This is a genomic window from Nostoc sp. (assembly GCF_041747015.1).
Taxonomy (GTDB): domain Bacteria; phylum Cyanobacteriota; class Cyanobacteriia; order Cyanobacteriales; family Nostocaceae; genus Nostoc.
The window spans coordinates 18,576-42,256 of record NZ_JBGTFY010000096.1; the positions used below are offsets into that span (position 1 = coordinate 18,576).

A 23,681-nucleotide genomic window follows, 5' to 3' on the forward strand; every position below is an offset into this window, starting at 1 on the left:
CAAAGCTATGGTACACTAACGAAACTGTTGCCTAATTCACATCACTATTTTGATTAATCAAGACTCCGAAAACCTCCTATATACTCATTTGGAAAAAGTTTCAGATGAAGGCTATAAATTTAGTTGGTTTGATTGGTTTTGTCTTTGGTATCCTCCAGGCTGGCTGATTTTATTTAACCGCCACTGGCAGCACTATTATACCGATCCAGATGGTTGGAATTGGATAGAATATGGATTATTTTTAATTCCTGGTGGATTCTATCTGGCGCTACTAAATCGCTGGTTGCGTCTTGGCTGTCGTTTACCACGAAAAGAAGTTGGTGAATTTGATCCTAAGTATCAAAAAGCTTTTCGCGTAGAAATTCTTAGCCCCATTGTTAAATATTATTTTCGTGGAGAGATGCAGCAAGTCAAAAACTTGCCGCAAACAGGGCCATTGATTGTGGTAATGAATCATGCAGGGATGTGTTTTCCTTGGGATTTTTTGACCTTGGGTTATCTATTAAGTGAAGCCGGAGGATGGGAAGTGCATCCCCTAGCAAGTCCAGCATTATTTGATCATCCTTGGGTAATTTGGTGGTTACCAGCTAAATGGTCACAGGTTTTAGGTGGTGTGCGAGCCGAATTAAATGATTTTGAGGCAGCAATTGCCCAAGGTAAAATTCTCTTGTATGCACCCGAAGGTATGCGCGGGCCTCTGAAAGGTTGGAAAAGACGCTATCAACTAGAAAAGTTTGATGTTAGCTTTATTCAGTTGAGCGATCGCTATAATATTCCGATTCTGCCAGTTGTTTGCATCGGTAGTGAATCTTTACATCCTTGGACTGTTAATTTAAAAAAATTGCAACAGCTAGTCAAGTTACCATTTTTGCCTTTTTCGCCTTTGATGTTTGGCTTACTTCTGTTTCCCTCAATGGGAGTTTGGGCAATGAAAACTCGTCTGCGTTACTTTATTCAGCCTCTAGAGCCAGCAGAATTAGACACCCACTCAAACAAAGGACGTACAGCAGTTTATCAACAGGCGCAACAATTACGAGAAAAACTGCAACTTCAAATTAATCAGGTTTTAGGTAAATTATAAATAGTACAAGCTTAAGTTTTTTGATGATAACAGGTTTACGATGTGTTTCAATTAAATAAAAACTGCTGTAAGTTTGTAGTAAATTTATGCTAACTGTGACACTGACGGCTGTTGCTACTGCGTAGGCGTAGCCCGTCGTAGACATCGCAACTACACTTTGGACTAAAGCTCAAGAGAAAATCGGCGAAAACATTGGTGATGCTACATGGGCGCTAGGTGGTAAGTTAATCGGATTACTCCGCCAGAAGAATAAATCGCCATTACTCACCAGTGCTGTTGAGGGAAATGAACCGCAGCGTTTAGATTATGGTGAAGCAGTGCTGGAACTCAAAGCAGCAGCAGACCAAGACCCAGAAATTGCTCAAGCTGTTGTGGAAGTCGAAGCAGCAGCAACGTTACAAATCCAGTTCCCGTGATAATAATAGCTTGTCCACTCGTTACAAAGACAGACCCGGACTTTACGAATATTTATTTGTTAGCAACAACAAGCTTAAGCATTTATTATAAATGGATACTCATTTGCTGCGATCGGTGCGATCGCGTACTCAGCATAACAAATACTTAAAATTTAAGCTAACAAATTAAGCATTAATTATAAATGGGTACTCCGATATCGTATTTGGGTACTCCGATATCGTATTTGGGTACTTCGATATCGTATTTGGGTACTCATTTGTTATAAATGCTTGCACCTTAGTAACAACAGTTTGTTTATTTCTAGCAAATGCTTAAGCAAACCTGATTAGTATAGAAGTTATCGTAACAAATTGCTCTGCTTGGTTTTTTAGGTCATGCCTTTTGCTTGTTAGCTTGAATTATAAAGTTATATCAGTGGCAGTAAACCGCACACGATGCGATCGCTGGGGTTCAAAATAAAACGATAAAGCCAAATATTGGAATCAACAAAGCATCGTGTCAAATCACCAGCGTTCATTTGCTTCTTCTCGGGTGAGTGGTTTGAAACTTGCGATCTGGATAGGATTTGCAGTTAACTGGGCGATGATACCCGTTTGCGGAAAACATTTCTTTTTTGGCAAGGGTTTCAAGATCACAATTTGCACGATTTCGGCGTTGCGTATCTCATCTTGATACTCAATAGGAATTTCAATTGTGCCGTTGTTGACTTTAGCGTTAAAGTGTGTGTTTGTAGTCATTGGTTTTTAGATTCAATTACCTAATATTATCTTTAAATTTACTAAAACCAATCTTTACCTCCTGGTAATTCTGCTAAATGTTGATTAATAATATTTAGTAGTTCTTTAGGTTAATACTAATAAATTAAACACAACAGTTTTTCAACAACATCAATCAATAGTTCTTGGTTAATCCTTTGGGAAATTTGACTAGGTTTTAACGTACCCTCAAAAATTTCAGCGCTAGCTGGTAGAATTACGATCGTCGCAGACGTTGGCGCAGCCATCGCAACATCACACCAACCAAATCTAGAGAAATTCCTCAGAAATCTTATTAATCTTCAATTTTCTTACTGTTTAAAGTCAAGAGCCGTTAGAGAAAGCCCAAAATAATGGTCATTAAAAAACTTAGCTAGGGAGTCAGCTTGAGATTGGCTAACTTTTCGTTGACCATTAACCACTTCCCTGACAATCTCAACAGAGCCAAAAACCCCAACTAAAGAAGTTGGTTCCACATCAAACTCATGCATGAGGGATTCCAAAGTAGCCACGGGTTTTGATGCACCCATCGCATAATGACATTCCTCGTAATTTTCAATCAAAAGAACCAACAACTCAAAAAGGGCAGTTTCGGCTTCTGTCAACTCGCCAGACATCATCCCCTCGACTGCTGTTAGAGCTCTGTTATACTCCTGCTCTGTTTTAATTGGCTTAGGTTGATACTGAATCAGTAAGTCAGTATAGGTTTGTTGACTAGAAGTAGGAGTCATCTTTCCACCTTTCTTTATCGTATTCAGGATGGGTGAGAACGTATTTAATAAAAATTGTCTGGCTGGAATATCTAATGTCTACTATTAAACGATAGCTATTACCTTTAATGTTAAACACTGTAAAATTACCAACCGCTTATGCTTTTGGATATCTTTTCTGAACATCCAGTAAATTAGACCAGTTCGCAATTGAAGCAAACTTGTACCAGTCATTGAGAGCATCTTCAGAATCAGCGTGTTGAACCCAGAATTCCCGCAATTTCACTTTGCTGATTACGTGCATCCCTAAAGTGAGAAATTTGTGCTAATGATAGCATTGATTGAGAGGAATGTCAGAGGAATAGTGCGATCGCTGATTAAAGTAAAGCGATCGCTCATGTATGATGATTGACTTAGTGCGATGTTCTTTTGCTAGACATTGGTACTCATGACGATGTTTATTAGCTTATAGTACAAGTGCGATCGCCATTTTGTAGCAACCATCTTAAAATCCTGTTATCTTCGTAACCACCCACGTAGAACGCCCAAAAAAAATGCGTTGGTATTCACGTAGCGCGCTGCCCTGAGCTTGCCGTACCACTTCGTGGAAGCAAGCTACGCGGAGCGTCTCGTAGAGAAGGGTCTCGTAGAGAAGCCCACCGTAGGTATCGCTATATCTTTAAAATTTTGTTAAACCCTTGGGTTAAACTATTGCTAAAGCACTCTAAAGTTTTTAATCATTATGACTCAATCATCAGTAAAAACTCTCTACGAGACAGACTTTGCATTGTGGATTCAGCAGACTATCAATAGCTTACAATCCCAAGATTATAGCAAGGTAGACTGGGAAAACTTAATTGAGGAGATAGAAGGATTGGGGAGGAGAGATAGACGGGAATTAGAAAGTCGTTTGACAACTTTATTTGAACACGCCTTAAAACGGAATTATGTAAATTTACCAGAATGTTATGGCGGTTGGGAAGCAACAATTAGCCGCACACAACAGGAATTAAATCGTATTCTTCGAGATTCTCCCAGTCTGCGTAATTATTTCTTAACTATATATGATGAATGTTATCAAAATGCACATAAAAACATGAGTAAGGAATATGAAACAAAATTTCCTGATGATTGTCCTTTTCCTAATGATGTAGAAACATTATTGAATGAAAGTTTTTGGCATTGAGTATCAAAGTCTTTTTAATTCTGACTTCTGGATTCTTATCTTTAAACTTACTCAAACCAATCTTTACCTCCTGGTAATTCTGATAAATGATAATCAATAATCTCTGGTAGTTCTTTAGGTTGATATTCATAAGTTAAATACAACAGTTTCTGAGCAACATCAATCAATAGTTCTTGATTAATCCTTTGGGAAATTTGACTAGGTTTTAACGTACCATCAAAAATTTCAGCACTTGCTGGTCGAATTGCCATCGCTACTGCTTCATCTAAATATTCTTGCCATTCATCAGCTTTAATATAGTAAGATTTTTGATTATCTTTAAGATTTAATTTGGCAATTTGAATTACTGAGTCAGAGATTGAAGCAATCCAAGAGTTAGTTAAACGCTGTTCAATTTGATTTTTAATGAGATGAATACATAATCTTACTAAAAATGCTTCTATTTTTCGCAGAGTTGCCTGTTTACTCATCTCCTCTAAATCATCAATAATCTCTAGCGCCTCATCATAACGACCTTCTAAAATACTTTGTCTTAATTCTATGAATTCTTGCGTCATATATTTTTATGAACCGAGAGCGCGAGAGTTTTATCAAAATTATCAAGACTTACCAAAACAGTGCTGAGTAAGGAGTAGTGCTTATGAATTAAATCTTTCTACTCAGCACTCCTGAAGCACCTTGTTCAAATTGGTCAATAGCTTGAATTTCATCTGAAATCTGGACACGCTGTATTGACCAATCAGTATATATTTACATAATTTGCATTATCTAGCTTACAGCTATTTTCAGGTAAATAGACCAAGATGCGGTTCAAATAAATGAAAACTGCTGTAAATTTGTATTTGGACAAATTCTTTCGGAATTTAGTTACAAAACAATGGAAATCAAACAAATTTGCGTGATTGGAGCTGGAATCAGCGGTCTGGTAACAGCTAAAACTTTTGTCGAAGAAGGCTACGACGTTACTGTATTCGAGAAACAAAAAGGACTTGGTGGTGTTTGGGAAAAATCTCGAAGTTACCCAGGATTAACAACTCAAAATACGGGTGATACATATAGTTTTTCGGACTATCCCATGCCTGCATCTTACCCAGAATGGCCTACAGCAGAAGATATGCAGAATTACTTAGATTCATACGCCCATAATTTTGGGGTTTTTGAGAGGATTCGCTTCCAAACGGAAGTTACCAATGTTTCCCGCAAAACTGGAGAAAAACCAGGATGGGTAGTTACCATCAGAGTGAATGAAAAAGAGGAAAAGCATGAATTTGACTTTGTGCTAGTGTGCAATGGGACATTTAGCATCCCTAAGCTACCTTCTTTGCCTGGTAGGGAGGACTTCGCTGCATCTGGAGGACGGGTAATGCATTCTACCGAGTTTAACGATGCCTCAATAATTGAGGGTAAGCGGGTAGTGGTAGTGGGTTTTGGCAAGTCTGCCTGCGACATTGCGACTTTGGCGGCGAACATAGCCAAAGAATCCACCCTCGTCTTCCGTAAGCCACTGTGGAAGGTTCCTAGATTTTTTCTGGGTTTAGTAAACCTGAAGTATATTTTATTAACCCGCTTTTCAGAAGCTTGGTTCCCCTACCGTCAGATGGGACGGATTGAAAAGTTATTGCACACTCTGGGTAAGCCACTAGTATGGGTTTTTTGGCGCACTAACGAGATGCTGCTACGCCTGCAATTCGGTCTTGATAGCTGCGGAATGTTGCCCGAACAACCGATGAATGTGGTCAACTGTACCATTAGCATAGCTCCCCCAGATTTCTTTAAGTATGTACACTCTGGTAAAATTCAGGCAATTAAAACGAGCATCGCCAAGTTTATCCCTGATGGTGTGGAATTAGCCAATGGTCAGCAGTTGCAGGCAGATATAGTAATTTTTGGTACAGGATTTAACCAGGAACTTCCCTTTCTCGAAGAAGAATATCGCCGACAGATAATCGATGAAGATGGTAATTTTAACCTTTACCGTTATCTGATTCATCCTAATATTCCACAGATGGGTTTTGTTGGCTATAACAGCAGTTTCTATTGTCAGTTGACATCAGAAGTTAGTGCTTGGTGGCTGGCAGAGTATGTCAAAGGCAATTTGTTATTGCCTTCGCCGTCAGTTATGTATCAGGAAATAGCAGCAGATATGGATTGGCTGAAAAATCATTACTATAGTATTGTAGCGAAGGCAACATGCATCTCCTTTTTTTCCTTACGTTACACTGAGCAACTCATGAAAGATATGGGTGCAAATAATCAGCTTGGTGTCTGGAAGGGGATTTCACAGATTATGATGCCTGTAGATTCATCCCTCTACAACAAACTTCGACAGGAATTAAAGTTGCAAAAACTGAAAAATGTCAATAATTCTTCTACCTAATGAACTGAATCATTGTCAGTTGGAAGCAGGCGACTAAACTGACTCCACTGAGGAAGCACCAAAACGATAGCCTTTGCCATAAACTGTGTGAATCAGTGTAGTTTCTCTACCTACTTCAATCTTACGGCGCAGCAAGCGAATTAATGCCGCTATCACATTACTACTGGGTTGTTCCTCTTGCCACAAATTTTGCATAATCTGGGCATGAGTTAGCAGTTGTCCAGTGTGTTCCATAAAGTATTGTAGCAACTGGCTTTCTTTTTGTGATAGCTCAATTATCCGTTCTTGGCGATAGGCTACTTGATTTTCACAATCAAGTTCTAAATCAGCTACAGTCAAGCGTCCGGTGATGGTTTCATAGGCTTTAGAACCGGAACGACGCAACAAAGCACGGACTCTTGCTAATAATTCCCGTAGTTCAAAAGGCTTCACCAGATAGTCATCCGCACCAGCATCTAAACCTTCTACACGGTCATCTAGAGTATCCTTAGCTGTAAGAAACAGAACGGGAGTAGTTTTACCTTGGCGTCGCAATTCTTGACAAATCTCTAACCCCGTTTTTCCTGGCAGCATCCAATCTAAAATTAGTAAGTCATAACTACCGGCTTGTGAATGTTTGCTGCCAGTTGTCCCATCGTAAGCGGCATCTACAATGTAACCCTCACGAGTTAATAAGCGACTTAAGGGGACTGTTAGTTCAACTTCATCATCAACTAATAAAATTGTCATGCTGCTTGTGGTAAGCATATAGAGATATTCTCAATATTATTCAACTGTCGGAACGCCAAGGATACTAAGAAATAGAATGCTGACTGTTGCATTGCCAAAAGGGGAACTACTTAAAAATAGCATCCGCTTGCTACAATCTGTGGGATTAGATTTTAGTGCTTTTTTAGATTCAGGAAATCGCCAACTTCAGATTCATGACGTTCGCGGACAAGCCAAAGGTTTGTTAGTGCGGGCGCAAGATGTGCCTGTTTATGTAGAATATGGTCAAGCTCAACTAGGTGTTGTTGGTTACGATGTGCTGCGGGAAAAACAGCCGCAGGTTGCTCACTTAGTGGATTTACAGTTTGGGCATTGTCGGATGTCGGTGGCGGTAAAAGCATCCAGTTCTTACCGATCGCCTTTAGATTTACCGCCGCATGGTAGAGTTGCTTCTAAGTATGTCAATTGCGCTCGTGAATATTTTCACGGTCTCGATTTACCTGTGGAAATAGTGCCGTTGTATGGTTCAGTAGAACTAGGTCCGATTACTGGAATGTCAGAGGCGATCGTGGATTTGGTTTCCACAGGACGGACTTTGCGCGAAAATGGTTTGATTGAGATTGCTATTCTGTATGAAAGCACGGCGCGCTTGATTGTCCATCCTCTGAGTTACCGCTTAAACACGGGTAATTTGATTGAAGTGATTGCCAAGGTGCGAGAAGCTGTTTTGGTAGGAGTTTAATAGTCATCGTAAATTAAAGGGTTCAAGGGGAAAGGGGAAAGAGTTTAAATTTACCTTTACCCCTTGCCCTTTAACCAATTAAGAGACCAAAAAGGAGATTATTAAGCGAAGTCCGAAAAGTATTGCAACCCACCCGACAAAGCTGCTAAACTTCAACATCCAAAGTACGCACCAAAAAAGCCCATTTGTCTGCGGCTTCTTCGATAATTTTAGCCGTGGGTTTGCCTGCTCCATGTCCTGCTTTCGTCTCAATTCTAATTAGCGTTGGTGCATCACCGGCTTGATTTGCTTGCAAAGCGGCGGCAAATTTGAAACTATGAGCAGGGACAACACGATCATCATGATCGGCTGTGGTAATCAAGGTAGCTGGGTAAGCTGTATCTGATTTGAGATTTTGCAATGGCGAATAGGCGTAGAGCTTTTGAAAATCCTCTGAATTATCTGCTGAACCATATTCAGAAGTCCAAGCCCAGCCGATGGTAAATTTGTGAAACCGCAGCATATCCATGACGCCAACTGCTGGTAAAGCTGCACCAAACAAATCGGGACGCTGCACCATACAAGCACCTACCAATAAACCACCGTTACTACCACCAGCGATCGCTAGCTTACCCTGCTTAGTATACTTATTAGCAATTAACCACTCAGCAGCGCCAATAAAGTCATCAAAGACATTCTGCTTTTTATCCTTCATTCCTGCTTGATGCCATTCTTCGCCATATTCTCCACCGCCGCGTAGATTGGGCATAGCATAGATACCACCCATCTCCATCCATACCAAAAGATTCACAGAAAAACCAGGTGTCATTGAAGCATTAAAACCACCATAGGCATAGAGATAAGTGGGGTTATTCCCATCTAATTTAATGCCCTTTTTATGAGTGATAAACATGGGTACTCTAGTACCATCTTTGCTATGATAAAAGACTTGTTTTGTCTCATAATCATCAGGGTTAAAATCAACCTCCGGCTGGCGGAAAACGGTACTTTTTCCCGCTACCATGTCGTAGCGATAAATAGTGCCTGGTGTATTAAAGCTAGTAAAAATATAAAAAGTTTCAGTATCATAACGTTTACCACCAAAGCCACCTGCGGAACCGAGTCCGGGTAATTCTACCTCGCGGATAAATGCGCCCTTCAAGTCAAAAATTTTAATTTGGCTGTGAGCATCTTGGAGATAATCAGCAACAAATTGGTTATTGAGGATGCCAACACTTTCCAGAGTTTCCGATGATTGGGGAATGATTTCTTGCCAATCTTCCAGCATAGGTTTTTTGATATCGATCGCAATTACTCGTCCCCGTGGCGCATTTAAACTTGTGCGGAAATAGAAAACACTGTCATTATTATCAATAAAACTGTAATCTGCCTCAAACTGGTTAATCAGTTCTACAACTTCCGAATTAAGTTTAGTCAAATCTTTGTAGAAAACTAAATTTTTGTGGTCACTTCCCAACCAAACTGAGATTATTAGATAAAGTCCATCTTCAGTAACATCGCCACTAAAACCCCATTCTTTCTGTTCAGGACGACAGTAAATTAATTCGTCTTCAGATTGTGGTTTACCTAGTTGATGATAGTAGAGCTTTTGATAATAGTTAACATCTTCTAATTGAGTCTTTTCATTCGGCTCATCGTAACGACTGTAGAAAAAGCCTTGACGATCATGTGTCCAAGATACACCAGAAAATTTAATCCATTTTAGATGGTCTTGCAGGTCTTCACCAGTTTCAACATCGCGTATTTTCCACTCTTGCCAATCAGAACCAGAGGTCGATAGACCGTATGCTAAAAGTTTACCATCCTCGCTAATGGACAATCCCGAAAGGGCAACAGTACCATCTTCTGAGAGTTGATTGGGGTCGAGTAAAACTTTAGGTTGGTCGTCGAGGGTTTTCAAGGTGTAGAAAACACTTTGATTTTGCAGTCCGTCATTTTTGAAATAAAAGTAATTTTCGCCTTCTTTAAAAGGGATACCGTATTTTTCATAATCCCAAAGTTTAGTGAGGCGTTGTTTAATTTTTTCCCTAGCAGGAATTTCACTCAAGTAGCCAAAAGTAACTTGATTTTGTGCCTCAATCCAAGTTCTTGTTTCTCCAGAGTCAGGATCTTCTAACCAACGGTAAGGATCTGCAACTAAAGTACCGTGGTAATTATCGACTTGATTGCTCTTATAGCTGCATGGGTAGGTGAGGGATTTTTCAGAAGAAGGCATAGTCTTAGGTCAAAAGTACTTCTTTACATATTACAAAGATAGACCCAAGACATGGAGTGTACACAATACTTTTTGGGGGAAAGGGTTTGAATTTACAGCGTTGCTGAATCAAGGGATGAAATGTTATGTATTGAAATCTAAAACTCCTTATCCTCTCTGCGTCTCTGCGCCTCTGCGTGAGAAAAATCATCCCGCATTTATGCAACGCCGAATTTACCTTTACCCCAAAACCCTTTCCCATTGAAAATTTACTGATAGCAGTTTAATCTTTGTTTCATTTAAATAAAACACCTTGCAGAGCTTCTGTTAAGGTGTATAACAAAATTGTGAAACTAAGCATTACTTGTACTAGTAAGTAGTTTCTCTCCTTTGAGCATCCGCGCCGCAGCTTCGAGGAGAGCTTCTTCGAGATAAGGTTTGGTAAAGTAGCCACTAGCACCGAGTTGAGCGGCAATTTGTCTGTGCTTGTCTGCACCCCGCGAGGTGAGCATTGCGATCGGTAGGTGGTTGAGGTTTGGGTCTTTCTGAATGCGAGAGAGCAACTCCAGACCATCGCAACGGGGCATTTCGATGTCGCAAAATACGATATCGCAAGGTAGACCGGAGCGGAGTTTATCCCAAGCTTCCTGACCGTCACGCGCCTGTTCTACGCGATAACCTGCTTTGTTAAACGTTAAGGAGAGCAACTCTCTGACTGTAATTGAGTCATCGACAATCAGCACTGTCGGGTCAATCTTCGCAGGAGAGATATCTGGGGGAGTAGCTTTCTGTTGCCAAGAATCACCACCAATTTGTGTAGAAATTCGTCCCTGGAAGATGTCAATTATTTCCAGCACGTCAGCAATAGGCATAATGCGGCCATCACCCAAGACTGTAGCACCAGCTACACCAATGGGTTTAGGCGCTGGCCCTTCAAATTGCTTAATGACAATTTCTTGTTCGCTCAATACCAGGTCAATCTGTAGGGCAATCATGGTATTTGCCGATCGCACCACAACCACAGAAACCATATCATCATCTCTGGTACCGCCATAGACGTTACCGCGACTGATCTGGCGATTGAAAGTTAAAAGTTCCCTCAGAGGTCGGAATGGTAATATCGTATCTCGCCAGGAAATAAATGATTGCCCATTGGCATCGTGTTGGATATTTTTGACTGGTATATCTAGCGTATCTTCTACACCATCCATCGGGAAGGCAATCCTGGCTCGATCAGAAACGCAGCACAGAGCTTTACAAATACTCAGAGTCAGTGGCAAACGAATGGTGAAGGTGGTTCCCTTGCCAACAGCAGAATCGGTGTTGACTGTCCCACGAATTTCGCTAATTTCAGATCGCACTACGTCCATACCCACACCACGCCCAGAAATTTCATCTGCCTGGTCTTTGATCGTAAAACCAGATTGGAACAGCAGATCGTAGACTTCCAGGCGAGACATGGTTTTTGCCTGCGCTAGTGTAATCATGCCAATCTTCACCGCCTTAGCCTTAACCTTTACTGAATCGATGCCTGCACCGTCATCGCCTACGGAAATGATAGTTTGGTTGCCTTGGTGGAAGGCGCGGATGGTAATGATTCCCACGGGTGGTTTACCAGCAGCCTGCCTTTCTTCTGGCGTTTCAATACCGTGAGCGATCGCATTATTCAACATATGCGTCAGTGGATCGGTGAGATGATCCAAAATCATCTTGTCAATTAAGGTATCACCACCTTCAATCACTAACTCTACTTGTTTGCCACACTTAATAGCATTGTCGCGCACTCCTCGCCGCCAGCGATCAATAGTTTGAGCAAAAGGCACCATTCTAGCTCTTGTTAGTCCCTCTTGCAGCTGGGTGGTTACTTGGCGGAACTGCCTTGCAACTCGCTCGGTTTCTTCAGTCACAAAGTCAATGTCACTTGCTGATTCCCGGATGCGGACAATGCGCTCAATCATCTGCTGGGACAGTGTATGGAAGGGAGTAAAGCGATCCATTTCTAACTCGCTAAAACCTCTGTCGGCATTGAAATCAGGCAATTGAAAACCGGAGTCTTTCTTTTTGCGTCCAGCTAATAAAGAAGCTTCCAGTAGCGATCGCTCGTACAACTCCTGCATCCTCGCCCCGACATCTGAGAGTTGTTGCACTTGAATCAGCAAGTTATCTAGTGACTGGCGCAGCCGTTCATTATCCTGCTCTAAGGTATTACGATTTACCACCAACTCCCCAACTAAATTGCTCATATCGTCCAGTTGCTTAACTGGAACCTTCATCGTTTCTTCAAATCTCGTAGTTCGACGAGTAGAGGGGCGGGGAGGTTTGCTGGTGTTGAATTTTACTAATGGTGCATGGGATATTGTTTGATCTGCTTCTGCCAGTAACTTCTCCAAATCACCAAATTCATCTTCTATGGCTGGTGATGGAATCGCATTTTTAGTCAAGGCTGGTTGAGTGTTGAAGGGCTGACGAGCGCTAGATATACTAGCCGCTTCGTCGTTATCTGCACCTAGTAATTCTTCTAAGGCAGCAAAATCTACTTCTGGTATTGAGGCAGCTTTGGGAATTGGTACTACTTCTTCTCCTAGTAATGCTGCCAAGTCTGCAAATTCATCTTCTGGAGCAGCTACTTCAATAGGTTCTCTGGTTGCTAATTCTTCAGTCTGGGCAACAATAGGATTTTCTTCCTCTGAGACTGTTACAGATTCAGATGTCTCTCCTAAATCCCACAAATCGATTGCTACATCTTCTTGAATAACCGTTTGTGTGAATTCATTAATGGCTTGCGAGTCAATTGTTGCCGCGTTTTCTGCTAATTCTTCCTGGTTTGCTGCTTCTAGCAGAGTAGTTTCTGTAAACAATAAATCATTCACAAAACCCAGTTCTGTACTTTCAACAACTGTGTTGTCTGTGAAATCAAAAGCAGTTTCTAAGTTATTATTTTCCTCAATATCTAAAACTTCTGCACTTGTCTGGGGTAATGTTGAAGTTTCCTGAGAACTAATATCTAGAGTAGTTTCTGTAGCCGATAGCTCATCCGTGCTGTCCAGTTGAATATAAGTCGAGTCATTTATGGCTACATCTTCAAACAGCAGCTGCGAATCCTCATCGGTGTTTTCATCAAAAGAGCCGAATGGATCAACAGCAAATATCTCTGGGGGCTGATTGGTAAATTCTGGAACAAAATCTAAAGCTTCTGGTTGTTGCGATCGCCTGTGAATTTCCTCCTCTGGCTGCGGCGTGAACAACGATGTTTCAGGTGTGGAAGGCTGTAGATCATCGTTGATTGCTGGGGAAATAATTGAGTTACTCGGTGCTAACTCCTCAAATAAATCATCTCCAGAATCTGATGAGAATATTAAATCTTGGTGTTCTTGAGGCTGGAAATTAAGATCAAAATCTTCTTCTATATCAAAACTGGCTATAGGAGAGGGTATGGGTTGCTGACTGTCGGCAAAAATGTCATTACCAGCCGCAGCAAACAAACTTTCTTCTAATGCCCTATCCACATTCTGCTCAACTAAAGAATCGAATTCGCCCAGTTGTTCCTCTAAGGTTTCCTGGTTCCAGAAGTTGCTCAGATCATCTTCTGATTGCGAAAACTCAGGTGCTATTGCCGGAGATGTAGCAAATAAATCACCGATTTCTGACTCGGTTGTAGGCAATAGTGTCTGTTCTTTCATATCAGCAAATAGACTGTCCAAAGACAAGCCTGTTTGCTGGGGTAATTCGATGTAGTCACTAGGGATAATTTCTTCTACCCAATTTTTATTTCCGCTTTCTAATAATAAGTTATCAAAACTATTCTGTTGGTTGGGAGATAGTTCCACATTAGCGATGGCTGCGCCAACGTCTGCCGTAGGATGCCCGAAGGGCTGTAGGGCGATCGCCTCAATTTCTGGTTGAGTTACTTCGTCTGTAGGCAATAGTTCATTGTCATCTAATGCCAGTGCCGATAAATCTTCAACCACATCGTTTTCGTTGACACTCTTTTGGACAATCTCCTCAAGAGGCTGCTTTATCTCACTAGAACTTTCCGTAAATTCTTGTAAAATTTCGGCAGGAGAAGAGTCTAAATTTAGATTAAGTACGTTGATATCGCTCAACTCTTGAGTCGTAGCCGATATTTGTTTATTTTGCGGTTCTGAATTTTCCTTTTCTAGGAAGTTGTCGCCAAATAACAGAGATAAATCTTCGGTTGTGGCTGTAGTTGCTGCGTCCAAATCGTTGCTTGTGTCGTCATCAAATGAGAGTAAATCGGATAAATCGCTATCAGCATCTTCAGTATCACTGCTGCTGAAATCAATTCCAAAGTTATCAGTGGCAACAATATCTAAGGTTTCTTCTTGATGCCAGGTTTCATCTAATTCAGGAGTTTCACCTGCAAATAAATCGGCAAGGGTATTTAGTTCAGATATTCCTACCTCTGGGCCATTGTGGTCAAGATTGTTACTTATTGGATGTACTTCGTCATGTACGGTAGGTGTAAAGCTAGTAGGAGTTGCAGGGTTTACTAATGTTTCTTGTAACTGAAGAGAGGGGCGAGACAACGCTGCGCGAGACGCTCGCAGACTCGCTAACGCTCCGCTATCGCTACTATTCTCGTCTAGATTAAATTCCTCAGATAGATTAATTATGCGACCTTGTGGCACTAACTCCTTGGTTTTCTCAATTTCTTGAGTATTGACGGACACAATTAGCTCTGGTGAAGTTGATAACTCTGTCAAAGCCGCAAACTGTTCGTCAAACAAATTAGGAGTAATTTCTAACAACTCAATTTCTGCAAAGCTCAAAAGTGCTTCTAGTTGATGACTAATTGCAATTTCGGCTTCTCTACCTTGTAGGACTAATTCTTGAGCTTGCTTGATTTCAGTAATGACAATTTTCGCTAAAGTGAGATAGGTATTTTCGGGATTGCCGATCGCACTGGCTGCTGCTTGACACAAACCGCACCACTTGGACAAATTCCAAGTCTCACCAAGTCTGACTAATTGGTAACAGCATTGCTGAAGGTTTTGCCGAGTTGAGGGTGTAGTTGTTTGCTTAAACAGTTGCAACATTTCTCGCAGTGTTTGCAGCACCTGGGCTTGAAACTCGCTCCAGTTATTATTTTCTTTAGCGCTAACGGGCGATAGCGCAGCGTTAGCGAGTCCGCGAGTATCACGTACCTCCTGGGGTGATACAGAGAAGGGTATTTCTGTAGATTCCTCATGGGTGTCTTCTGCCAAACCGGGAATATCTCGCCGCAGGAAAAGTTCTGTAGGTGTGGAGACATTCTCTACAGAAGTTGTATGTAGTTGTTGTGTTGTGTCAGGATTGCTGGCTACTCTACTATTCCCTTGTTCTACAAGTAGTTCCAGATGCTCATTCAGCCATTGAAAAACCGGCTCAGTTTCTGACATCAGAATATTAGCGGCATCTTCAGAAAGACCAAATGGCCCGCTCAAATGCTCTAACAGCACTTTCAAAGTATCAGATACACCGAGGAATAAAGACTCTAACTTTTGGTCAACCTGAACCGGATGATCTTTGAGAACTTTGAAAGAATCTTCCAGACGGTGGGAGGTATGCTGGATGCTAGTCAATCCAAGCATCGCCGCTCCTCCTTTGATGGAGTGAGCCGCCCGGAAGACTTCACTAATCATTTCCGGATCGTTCAGGGTACCCTCTAGATTCAGCAACCCCTGCTCAATGGTATTTACATGATCCCTGGCTTCTTCAATAAAGTAACCCAAAATCCGCTGTTGTTGTTCCGGCAGCATAGTTTTTTAGTCATTAGTCATTGGTCATTGGTCATTGGTCATTAGTCATTGGTCATTGGTCATTAGTCATTGGTCATTAGTCATTGGTCATTGGTCATTGGTCATTGGTCATTGGTCACTTGTGCTGAGTGTTGCCGTTGGCGCAGCCTCTCGTAGAGAAGTATTGGTCATTAGCAAATAACAAATAACAAAGGACAATTTATCTAGTTTCCATAGTTTCCACTCGGAAACGTTCAACGGAGGCGATCAAGTCACGGGATACACCTACTAAATGTTGTAGTGCGCCCGAAACTCGCTGTGCTTCCTGGGAAGTTTCTTGTGCCGTCAGTTCTACTGATTGCATTACATGAGCGACAGCACGGGAGGTTTCAGTTTGCTCCACAGTGTCACTGGTAATTGAGCGCACAAGAATATCGATGCGATTCGCCACTTGAATAATGTTTTCGAGCGATCGCTTGGCTTCTTCTGCCAATTTTGTGCCTTTAATTACTTGTTGTGTGCCTTCTTCCATCGCGGTCATGACAGAGCCAGTTTCGCTTTGGATTTGCATCACAATTTGTTCAATTTCCTTCAGGGATTTAGCAGATTTGTCTGCTAGCTGGCGCACTTCATCGGCGACGATCGCAAATCCGCGTCCAGCTTCTCCTGCCCTTGCCGCTTCAATACTAGCATTGAGTGCCAGTAAGTTTGTTCTCGAAGCAATTTGGGAAATCAACGCCACAATTTTAGAAATTTCTTGGGAAGATTCCGCCAAACGCTTGACTTTCCGGGTAGTTTCGGCAACGGTTTCCCGAATTTCCAAAATCCCCGCCACAGTGTTTTCTACTGCTTCCCCACCTTTGAGAGCGATCGTACTAGCATCACGGGCGACGGTTTCGGCTTCCCGCGCCGCTTCTGCTACGCGCTGAATCGAGTCGGTCATCACCTGTACAGAATTCAGTGTGACTGCCAACTCTTCTGCTTGGCGCAAGGCATCACCAGATAAGGCTCTAGCAAAGGTTTCGGAGTTGGTTGCACCTCTTGTTACATCCTTCGCCGCCACTTTTACTTGTTGGACAATATCCCGCAGGTTTTGAATTGTCAGGTTAAAAGCGTCAGCTACGGCTCCCAGTACGTCGGCTGTCACCTCGGCTTGGACTGTTAAATCACCTCTAGCAGCTCCTTCCACATCATCCAACAGGCGAATCACCTGACGTTGCAGGTTTTCTTTGGCTTCCTCTTGTTCATCGGCTTTCCGTTGGGCTTCACTTGTAGTTGTGAAAATTACCCGCGCCATTTCATTAAAGCCACTGGCTAAATGCCCCAATTCATCTTCGGAATACACCGTGGCTTGAGCATTGAGATTTCCTTGGCGTACTGCCTCAAACTGAGTTTCCAAATCCTTGGTTGTGCGCCGAATTTGCTTAAGTGTGAGATTCCCCATGAAGCCCGCAGTCGCAAAACCTGCAATTCCAGCTGCCAGTGACATTCCCCAACCTGTGTTCCGCACTGATTCTCGTTGCCCTGCTGGCGAAAATGTGGTGGCCACAAAACTAACTGTGGCTACAACCAGCGCCGAGACAATGCCCACAGTCCCAGCAACTAACCATTGTTTCCTGGCTATGGAGGCATTTTCTAATGGTGCTAACCAGCCTTGCTCGATGCTAACGTTGGGTTCTAGTTTCGAGATATCTGTTTGGCTAAAGATTGGAACTGATTCATGGGAACCAGTGATCGAAAATAGTTCTTCTTCGCGATCGCTAGCTGCCTCACTTAAAAAAGCCTGCGCGCTTTGAGGGCGTCCACTGCCACTGGTTTCTGGCGAAGCAGAGTACACTGGGACATCACCGAAGTTAGAATTTCCTTCGCTCAGGTCAAACCCTGGAATATTCCCTAAATCGTCAAATTCCTCAAAGTCATCTAAAAATTCTATATTGCTCTTAGAATTTTCTCCATTCAGTACATTGTTTGAGTCTTCATGAGAGCTTGACCCCTCTGAGCCAAAGGCAGATTCAAATGCTTCTAGATCAAAATTTTCATCATCAAAGCTATTTTTACTTCTAAGTTCATCTGAATTAAACTGTTTTTCTTCCACAGGTAGATGGCTGCTAGAAGATGAAGAATCATCAGATAAATTCGACTCAAAAACTTCCTCTGTTTCCAACCAGCTATGTGCTTCGGTTTCAGGTAAATTATCTTGATTGGTGTCTTCCCAATTACTTGTTGTTGTCGAACTATTTCTAAGTTCTTCTCCAACAATTAGTAAAGTTTCATCTCCAAAACTAGATTCTTTATATTCTAAATTCCCAATACTAGACTCTTTAAACTTCAGATCACTTAATAGATCAGGCAAATTATTCTCGCTATTACCACTTTGTGAATTAGAAGATAAAGAGTTTTTATTATTGTCAATAGCTGAATTTCCTTGAGAAGAATTTATTCCATTATTTGAAAACTGACTATTGACTAATGATTCTTCAAGGCTATGTTCTGATACACCTTCCTGCCACAAAGCAGGCAACTCTAATTCTGTTTTATCCTCCCAAGTGCTGCTATTTGACTCTTGTTCTTGTGATTCTTCATTTAAGGCAAAAGGGTCGTCACCAAAAGCTGTAGAAGAATCTGATATTTTTTTCGTTCCAATACTGTCTTCTGTAGGTAGGTCAAATGGACTATCTGAAGATATATCTTCAACGCCATTTACAATTTCTTGATCCTCTCCAAAAAAGTTCAAATCAAGGCTATTGCTGTCAAACTCCTGACTAGCACCCAAATCTTCTAATTCTTGTTCGCTATATGCCAGTACATCAGACATCTCCGAGGAATTTATTTGCTCTTGACTTCCTGCTCTATCAATCTGACCATCGAATGATTGTAGGTATTGATTGATATTTTCAATTCCATTATTGGCAAAACCAACAATTTCTTGATCCTTAGTCAAGCGTAATACCTGTTGATATTCTTCTTTTGCTACATCGTACTGCTGCAAAACATAGTAGATGTGACCCCTTAACAAATGGGAGTTAGGGTCATTTGGTAAATTTTGCACCACTTGGTCAACTAAAGTGGCGGCAACCTCATAATTCCTTTGGACATAGGCGGTCATCGCCTGTTGATATGTTGGCTCGTTATTATCAATACTTGCTGCCATTTCCTCCTCCAATTTCATCCTGCCCACCTAGCACTCCGTAAAATTGCCATTTGATCTAGTAGTCGTAGACACTGATTTTTTTTGGCATCTAATAACCACTCTCCGCGCAAGAAGGGAGCCATAGTATCTGGAATACGAGTTGGCGGCATGAGATTCTGGACATCTAGCCAGTCCATACCACCAATTTCCTCTACTGCTAAACCCACTATTGTGTCTTGCTCTTCGATGGCAATCACCGGAATTTCAGCTCTATCCGTATTTAATGCACTTGCTTCTCCAAGAAATTGACCCAAATCAGCCACCCAAATAACTCGACCTCGTAAATTTAGAGTACCCAAAAGTAAAGGAGAAGCATTAGGAATCGGGGTGATTCTATCAGGACTTAGTTCAATTACCTCTCGGATGCCAGTTGCTTGTAGCGCAAACTCCTGATGCGAGGGAATATAAAACCTCAAATGTAACTCACCTTCAGGACTTTCTACTTGTAATTCTGGTCGAAAGTGGTCTTGACCGCTGCCACTTAAAAAGTCCGGTTTGCTGACCATATTGTTTTTATCCTTATCCTCGCAGCAGTTGTTTGACTGTTCCCACCAACTCGGTTGGTTGAAACGGTTTGGCTATGTAAGCGTCTGCACCCTGTTTCATTCCCCAGTAGCGATCAAATTCTTCACCTTTAGAAGAACACATAACTACAGGAACATTTTGGGTTTTTGGATCGGATTTTAACCGCCGACAAACTTCGTAGCCGTTCATCCGGGGCATGACAATATCCAATACCACCAAATCGGGAGGTGCTATTTGAATTGCCTCCAATGCTTCTAATCCGTCACTGGCATGGGTGACTGTTAGGCCAGTTGCTTTCAGGAGATCTGTAATCATCTCCCTTTGCGCGATACTGTCTTCCACAATCAGAACTGTACTCATAAGTGCTTATCTACCTCCTGATGTAGACGTTCCTATTTGGAACATTCCCTGATTCTCCCGTAAGTGCTAACTGTATAAATTAATTCTAGTTTTTCATTAATTTCCTAGATATTTACATTTCACTGAGTTGGCTGACTCTGTGATAACATCTTTTACCTCATCTTTTGGGAAATCAACAAGTCTTAGCTTTCTTTATGTCCTCCGACACAGCAGACTCCATGAACTATAGTTCGTAAACACAGAATGAAAATTTGTTTTTCCCATGCCCAATGCCCTATGCCCTATTCTCATGAAAATCTTTGTTTATATATTTCCCTACGAGCATGAGTAACTCAGTATCTGTAAATGGTTTTGTTAAATAATCTGTTGCCCCGACCATCCTAGCTTTGAGTCGATCAATAAATCCATCTTTACCACTGAGCATGATAATCGGTAAGAGCCGAAATGCTGTTGAATGTCGCAGCATGGAACAAACCTCGTACCCTTCCAATTCCGGCATGGCAATGTCGCATAAAATCAAATCCGGTTTGAGTTGAAAAATTAGATTGAGCGCCTCCAAGGGATTGGTGAGAGCGATCGCTTCATAACCTTGTGGTTTTAAGATGGAATTTATAGTCTCACCGATCGCGATCGCATCGTCAATACATACTATCCGTCCTTTGTATTTTCCCTCCAAGTGCCAATTTTCTATGTGAGTATCCGGTTTAGTTGTGACTGAATATACTAGTTGTAGCCAACTCTGCTGCACATATGGATATATTGCCTTAGCCACGGTCAAAATGTCTCGGTTAAGATAGCGAGCCAGCTGACGCAGGGAAGTTTTACCATCAGCCCAATGTTGTAGCTTACTCACGGTTGCTGCTGGTAGCGATGAGTGTAGCTGAACTTTGTCAGATAGCACTGGCAACTGTTCGGGAGACTGAATATGTGGATAGAGTTGCTTCCACTCTTGCACCTGCTTGATAATTTTTGTCACAAAGGGCGCAATCTCCAAAGTATTTAATTGCGGAGCAAGTGGTGTATCCTGATGGAAAATAAAGTTGCCTTGGTGTAAACTCAACAGGTCAAAGAGGGTTTCATGGACTAAGCCGTGGATGATATTACCAGCTATCTTTGGATTGATAATATTTTGCTCCAAGAGCGCCCAAAGATAGGCATACTCTGACGCATCGGTTGATGATAGCTCGGCAATTTGTTTATCAGCGAGTCGCATCTCAATTCGGTAATAATGTAAATAATCATTAATCCGGGATAAACTACTTTCGCCTTCCTGGCAATAAATAATTTGACCGTTGAGGAAAAAGACAAACCAAGATTTTTGTTTGGAGTGATGTCTGATAGCTCCATCTCCATCTCCTTTGTTGCTATGGTGGGAGTTATAAGCTTCCACCCATAGTTGTCCAGTTCGCTGTCCCAACTCAATTAATTGCAAGATACTGCAAATATCAATTTCATTTAAATTTCCCTGCATTTAGTTAAAAAGTCCTCCTTGCAATGCCGTTGATATTATGTGTTAATGGTGTCCCGCAATTTTTCCATGTTTCGAGCAGGTAGTTTAAGTATTGATTATGCAGTATTGGAAAGATTTTTACCCTGTTCCTTCTTGTCATTAAGAAATAAATTAAGCTATAAATCTTAATATTTCGTAATAGCTTTCGATAAAGCTAGTATTAACACGGAAGTCATCATCACTATCATCAGTACAGAATATAAAGGCGCGACCAAGTCGCTTCTATAAGTATCAAGACGTAATATCTCACGTCTATAGTTTTGTCTGTCTTGTTCTCCTAAACTTCGGTTCAGTGAGAGAAGTTAACAGAATTATTTAAGGTATATCCCAAAACACGAACTTTAAGTGCATCAATAAAGGACTAACGGTGTGCTGTATTTAGCAGAAGTACAAAAACAGAAAGGTGGTTTACTCAGTGGCGGTGCCAAAACCGAACTAAAATTGCTAGCTTGTCAGCGAACTGACCAGAATTGGAGTACTGTGTCGGAAGAAGTGATTGCCGCTGAGGATGCAAGCAAATTAAATGATGGTGCTTTGGTATTGGTTGAACTGAATCCGAATCGTCAAGTGCAGCGAATTCAGGAGGCAGGGCGTCCGTTAGTTAATATTTTGCAGAATTTTTCTCGCCAATTGGAGAAATTTAAGCTCAAGGAAGATGAGATTGATCAGTGGAAACAGTCGCTAACGTTTCAGGCGCAAGAGTTGAATCGCCGTGAAATGGACATGGAAGCACGGTCAGAACAGTTGCAAGAAATGGAAGATGAGGTGCAACGCCTAGAGGAGCAAAAACAGGAAGTTGAAACATCCCGTGGTGAGATTGAACGGGTTCTTGCAGAAGTTGAACGCAACCGCCAGGAATTGTCAGGCGCTTGGGAGCATTTGCGGGGTGAGCAGCGTCGCCTAGAGGAACATCAAGCGGACTTCCAACAAGGGACGGTTTTAGATGAGGAGCAAAGTCGGGTGATGAGTGGGTTACTCGATCGCTTGTCTACTCGCATTGCTCCCACAGAAACAGTCAGAGAACACCTCCATCTGGCTTTTGAATTAATCGAAAAACAGCAAGCTACTCTTACCCCACATTGGCAAAAACTAGAGGAGCAAAAAACTGCGATCGCTCAACAGCACGAAGAAGTTGAGCGCTTGTCACAAACCTTTAGCGATCGCCAAAATGCATCACAACAAGCCCAAAATTCTCTAGCCCAGCACACAGCCCAATTGCAGGTGAATACAGCAGACCTTACCAGCAAGCAAGAATATACTCGGATAATCAAAGAGCAATTACGAAACGCTGAAGAGTTATATCAACAAATTCACTCTTTGGCTGCAACATCTGGTGATGTAGTTCTTGGTCAGCAAGTTGATGTGGAAGCTTTGGAGAAAAAGCCTTTAGAAGAACTACAAAAAATAGTGCAAGACTTGCAATATAAGGTGGAAATAGACGCTAGCTTTGTTCACGATCAAGAACAAGAACTGAAATATAAACAAGAAGCTATAGAAGAACTGCAAACTAAAATAAATCACGCATCTGACCATGACCATATCAATTTGGAACTAGAACTAACAGATGAAAAAGACCTCTATGAAATGCTAAACTCCAGTTTGGTGGGACAACGCCGTAATATGTTACAGCATCAGAAGTTTCTCAAGCAACACCAAGCTGTACTGCTGCGGCGGCAAGGACATATTGTTAATAATGAAGAAGAAAGTAACAATAAAATTAATTTAGAACCGATTCTGTTACAAATTGAAACCCAGCGACAACAACATTCACAGGAAATACAAAAGCTGGAACGTGAGATTGAGCAGATCCGTACCGGTATTGAGCTAAATCAAGGAATGATTGACAATCAAACTCACGATTTTGATGAAAAACGCCAAGAACTAAAAGCGATCGAGGAAAACTTGCTATCCCTACGAAGAGCAACTGCTGAATGCTCTGGTCGAGTGAATCTTTATGAAGAAGTACTACAGCCAATTCAGGATTCTCTGGATGGCTTACGGCAAAAGCTGCAAGGAATTGGAGAATCTTTGGATCAATTCCAGGAAACTGGTGACTCTCAACTCCAGGTGATCGCTCAGATGCGCCATACTCTCCAAAGTTTAATGTCTCAGCCAGAATTGTTAGCGTCTTAAAAAGTGCCCAGTGGTGAAGGTAATAGCTGAGACTTGTAGACAGGGTTAGCGCGTC

Annotated in this window: 16 protein-coding genes and 1 pseudogene; 5 read left to right on the plus strand and 12 right to left on the minus strand. The window is 41.7% G+C overall.

Annotated elements, in window-relative coordinates:
• Positions 1-49 precede the first annotated feature (49 nt).
• Positions 50-1,081 (plus strand): 1-acyl-sn-glycerol-3-phosphate acyltransferase, encoded by a 1,032-nt coding sequence (locus ACEW80_RS07165; RefSeq protein WP_373525933.1) that lies wholly within the window; start codon positions 50-52, stop codon positions 1,079-1,081.
• Between the two features lie 920 nt (positions 1,082-2,001).
• On the opposite strand, the gene ACEW80_RS07170 is transcribed toward ACEW80_RS07165, so the two are convergent.
• The 4 genes and pseudogenes from ACEW80_RS07170 to ACEW80_RS07185 all read right to left on the minus strand — a co-directional run bounded on the left by ACEW80_RS07170 (position 2,002) and on the right by ACEW80_RS07185 (position 3,267).
• Positions 2,002-2,235, minus strand: coding sequence for a hypothetical protein (locus tag ACEW80_RS07170; RefSeq protein ID WP_373525934.1), 234 nt, complete (start codon positions 2,233-2,235; stop codon positions 2,002-2,004).
• Positions 2,236-2,351: 116 nt separating this feature from the next.
• Positions 2,352-2,501 (minus strand): hypothetical protein, encoded by a 150-nt coding sequence (locus tag ACEW80_RS07175; RefSeq protein ID WP_373525935.1) that lies wholly within the window; start codon positions 2,499-2,501, stop codon positions 2,352-2,354.
• 63 nt (positions 2,502-2,564) lie between these two features.
• Positions 2,565-2,984: a type II toxin-antitoxin system HigA family antitoxin gene (locus ACEW80_RS07180; protein ID WP_373525936.1), complete on the minus strand. Its 420-nt coding sequence runs from the start codon at positions 2,982-2,984 to the stop codon at positions 2,565-2,567.
• A pseudogene (locus tag ACEW80_RS07185) lies at positions 2,968-3,267 on the minus strand (type II toxin-antitoxin system HigB family toxin). Before ACEW80_RS07185 ends, ACEW80_RS07180 begins: the two are co-directional and overlap by 17 nt.
• A gap of 438 nt (positions 3,268-3,705) precedes the next feature.
• Between ACEW80_RS07185 and ACEW80_RS07190 the strand changes: the two are divergent.
• A complete protein-coding gene (locus tag ACEW80_RS07190) occupies positions 3,706-4,149 on the plus strand; it encodes a DUF29 domain-containing protein (RefSeq protein ID WP_373525937.1) in 444 nt (147 codons plus the stop codon).
• Between the two features lie 47 nt (positions 4,150-4,196).
• Here ACEW80_RS07190 and ACEW80_RS07195 read toward each other — a convergent pair whose 3' ends face one another.
• Positions 4,197-4,706: a DUF29 family protein gene (locus ACEW80_RS07195; protein ID WP_373525938.1), complete on the minus strand. Its 510-nt coding sequence runs from the start codon at positions 4,704-4,706 to the stop codon at positions 4,197-4,199.
• 320 nt (positions 4,707-5,026) lie between these two features.
• Between ACEW80_RS07195 and ACEW80_RS07200 the strand changes: the two genes are divergently transcribed.
• Positions 5,027-6,526 carry a flavin-containing monooxygenase gene (locus tag ACEW80_RS07200; protein WP_373525939.1) on the plus strand — a complete coding sequence of 500 codons (1,500 nt, stop codon included), beginning with the start codon at positions 5,027-5,029 and terminating at the stop codon, positions 6,524-6,526.
• Positions 6,527-6,559: 33 nt separating this feature from the next.
• Here the strand turns inward: ACEW80_RS07200 and rppA are convergent, their stop codons facing one another.
• On the minus strand, positions 6,560-7,255 hold the full coding sequence (gene rppA, locus ACEW80_RS07205) for a two-component system response regulator RppA (RefSeq protein WP_373525962.1): 696 nt from the start codon (positions 7,253-7,255) through the stop codon (positions 6,560-6,562).
• 76 nt (positions 7,256-7,331) lie between these two features.
• Between rppA and hisG the strand changes: the two genes are divergently transcribed.
• A complete protein-coding gene (hisG, locus tag ACEW80_RS07210) occupies positions 7,332-7,976 on the plus strand; it encodes an ATP phosphoribosyltransferase (protein ID WP_373525940.1) in 645 nt (214 codons plus the stop codon).
• 145 nt (positions 7,977-8,121) lie between these two features.
• Here the strand turns inward: hisG and ACEW80_RS07215 are convergent, their stop codons facing one another.
• From ACEW80_RS07215 to ACEW80_RS07240, 6 genes are all read right to left on the minus strand, one after another.
• Complete coding sequence (locus tag ACEW80_RS07215) at positions 8,122-10,191, minus strand: prolyl oligopeptidase family protein (RefSeq protein WP_373525941.1); 2,070 nt, start codon at positions 10,189-10,191, stop codon at positions 8,122-8,124.
• 332 nt (positions 10,192-10,523) lie between these two features.
• On the minus strand, positions 10,524-15,929 hold the full coding sequence (locus tag ACEW80_RS07220) for a response regulator (protein WP_373525942.1): 5,406 nt from the start codon (positions 15,927-15,929) through the stop codon (positions 10,524-10,526).
• A 199-nt stretch (positions 15,930-16,128) separates the two neighbouring features.
• A complete protein-coding gene (locus ACEW80_RS07225; protein WP_373525943.1) occupies positions 16,129-19,059 on the minus strand; it encodes a methyl-accepting chemotaxis protein in 2,931 nt (976 codons plus the stop codon).
• A 14-nt stretch (positions 19,060-19,073) separates the two neighbouring features.
• On the minus strand, positions 19,074-19,604 hold the full coding sequence (locus tag ACEW80_RS07230; protein WP_373525944.1) for a chemotaxis protein CheW: 531 nt from the start codon (positions 19,602-19,604) through the stop codon (positions 19,074-19,076).
• Positions 19,605-19,617: 13 nt separating this feature from the next.
• Positions 19,618-19,983, minus strand: coding sequence for a response regulator transcription factor (locus ACEW80_RS07235; RefSeq protein ID WP_069073698.1), 366 nt, complete (start codon positions 19,981-19,983; stop codon positions 19,618-19,620).
• Between the two features lie 274 nt (positions 19,984-20,257).
• Positions 20,258-21,454, minus strand: coding sequence for a response regulator (locus ACEW80_RS07240; protein WP_373525945.1), 1,197 nt, complete (start codon positions 21,452-21,454; stop codon positions 20,258-20,260).
• 408 nt (positions 21,455-21,862) lie between these two features.
• Here ACEW80_RS07240 and hmpF point away from each other — a divergent pair, with 408 nt between their 5' ends.
• Positions 21,863-23,626, plus strand: a complete 1,764-nt coding sequence (gene hmpF, locus ACEW80_RS07245; RefSeq protein WP_373525946.1) for a pilus motility taxis protein HmpF — start codon at positions 21,863-21,865, stop codon at positions 23,624-23,626.
• Positions 23,627-23,681: the final 55 nt, after the last annotated feature.

What these genes read in the sequence shown, in the direction of transcription:
- hisG (WP_373525940.1), top strand. Translation starts at nt 7,332, where the DNA reads ATGCTGACTGTTGCATTGCCAAAAGGGGAACTACTTAAAAATAGCATC.
- ACEW80_RS07235 (WP_069073698.1), bottom strand. Translation starts at nt 19,983, where the DNA reads ATGAGTACAGTTCTGATTGTGGAAGACAGTATCGCGCAAAGGGAGATG.
- ACEW80_RS07190 (WP_373525937.1), top strand. Translation starts at nt 3,706, where the DNA reads ATGACTCAATCATCAGTAAAAACTCTCTACGAGACAGACTTTGCATTG.
- ACEW80_RS07180 (WP_373525936.1), bottom strand. Translation starts at nt 2,984, where the DNA reads ATGACTCCTACTTCTAGTCAACAAACCTATACTGACTTACTGATTCAG.
- ACEW80_RS07240 (WP_373525945.1), bottom strand. Translation starts at nt 21,454, where the DNA reads ATGCAGGGAAATTTAAATGAAATTGATATTTGCAGTATCTTGCAATTA.
- ACEW80_RS07215 (WP_373525941.1), bottom strand. Translation starts at nt 10,191, where the DNA reads ATGCCTTCTTCTGAAAAATCCCTCACCTACCCATGCAGCTATAAGAGC.
- ACEW80_RS07195 (WP_373525938.1), bottom strand. Translation starts at nt 4,706, where the DNA reads ATGACGCAAGAATTCATAGAATTAAGACAAAGTATTTTAGAAGGTCGT.
- ACEW80_RS07170 (WP_373525934.1), bottom strand. Translation starts at nt 2,235, where the DNA reads ATGACTACAAACACACACTTTAACGCTAAAGTCAACAACGGCACAATT.
- ACEW80_RS07225 (WP_373525943.1), bottom strand. Translation starts at nt 19,059, where the DNA reads ATGGCAGCAAGTATTGATAATAACGAGCCAACATATCAACAGGCGATG.
- ACEW80_RS07220 (WP_373525942.1), bottom strand. Translation starts at nt 15,929, where the DNA reads ATGCTGCCGGAACAACAACAGCGGATTTTGGGTTACTTTATTGAAGAA.
- ACEW80_RS07200 (WP_373525939.1), top strand. Translation starts at nt 5,027, where the DNA reads ATGGAAATCAAACAAATTTGCGTGATTGGAGCTGGAATCAGCGGTCTG.
- ACEW80_RS07175 (WP_373525935.1), bottom strand. Translation starts at nt 2,501, where the DNA reads ATGGCTGCGCCAACGTCTGCGACGATCGTAATTCTACCAGCTAGCGCT.
- rppA (WP_373525962.1), bottom strand. Translation starts at nt 7,255, where the DNA reads ATGACAATTTTATTAGTTGATGATGAAGTTGAACTAACAGTCCCCTTA.
- ACEW80_RS07230 (WP_373525944.1), bottom strand. Translation starts at nt 19,604, where the DNA reads ATGGTCAGCAAACCGGACTTTTTAAGTGGCAGCGGTCAAGACCACTTT.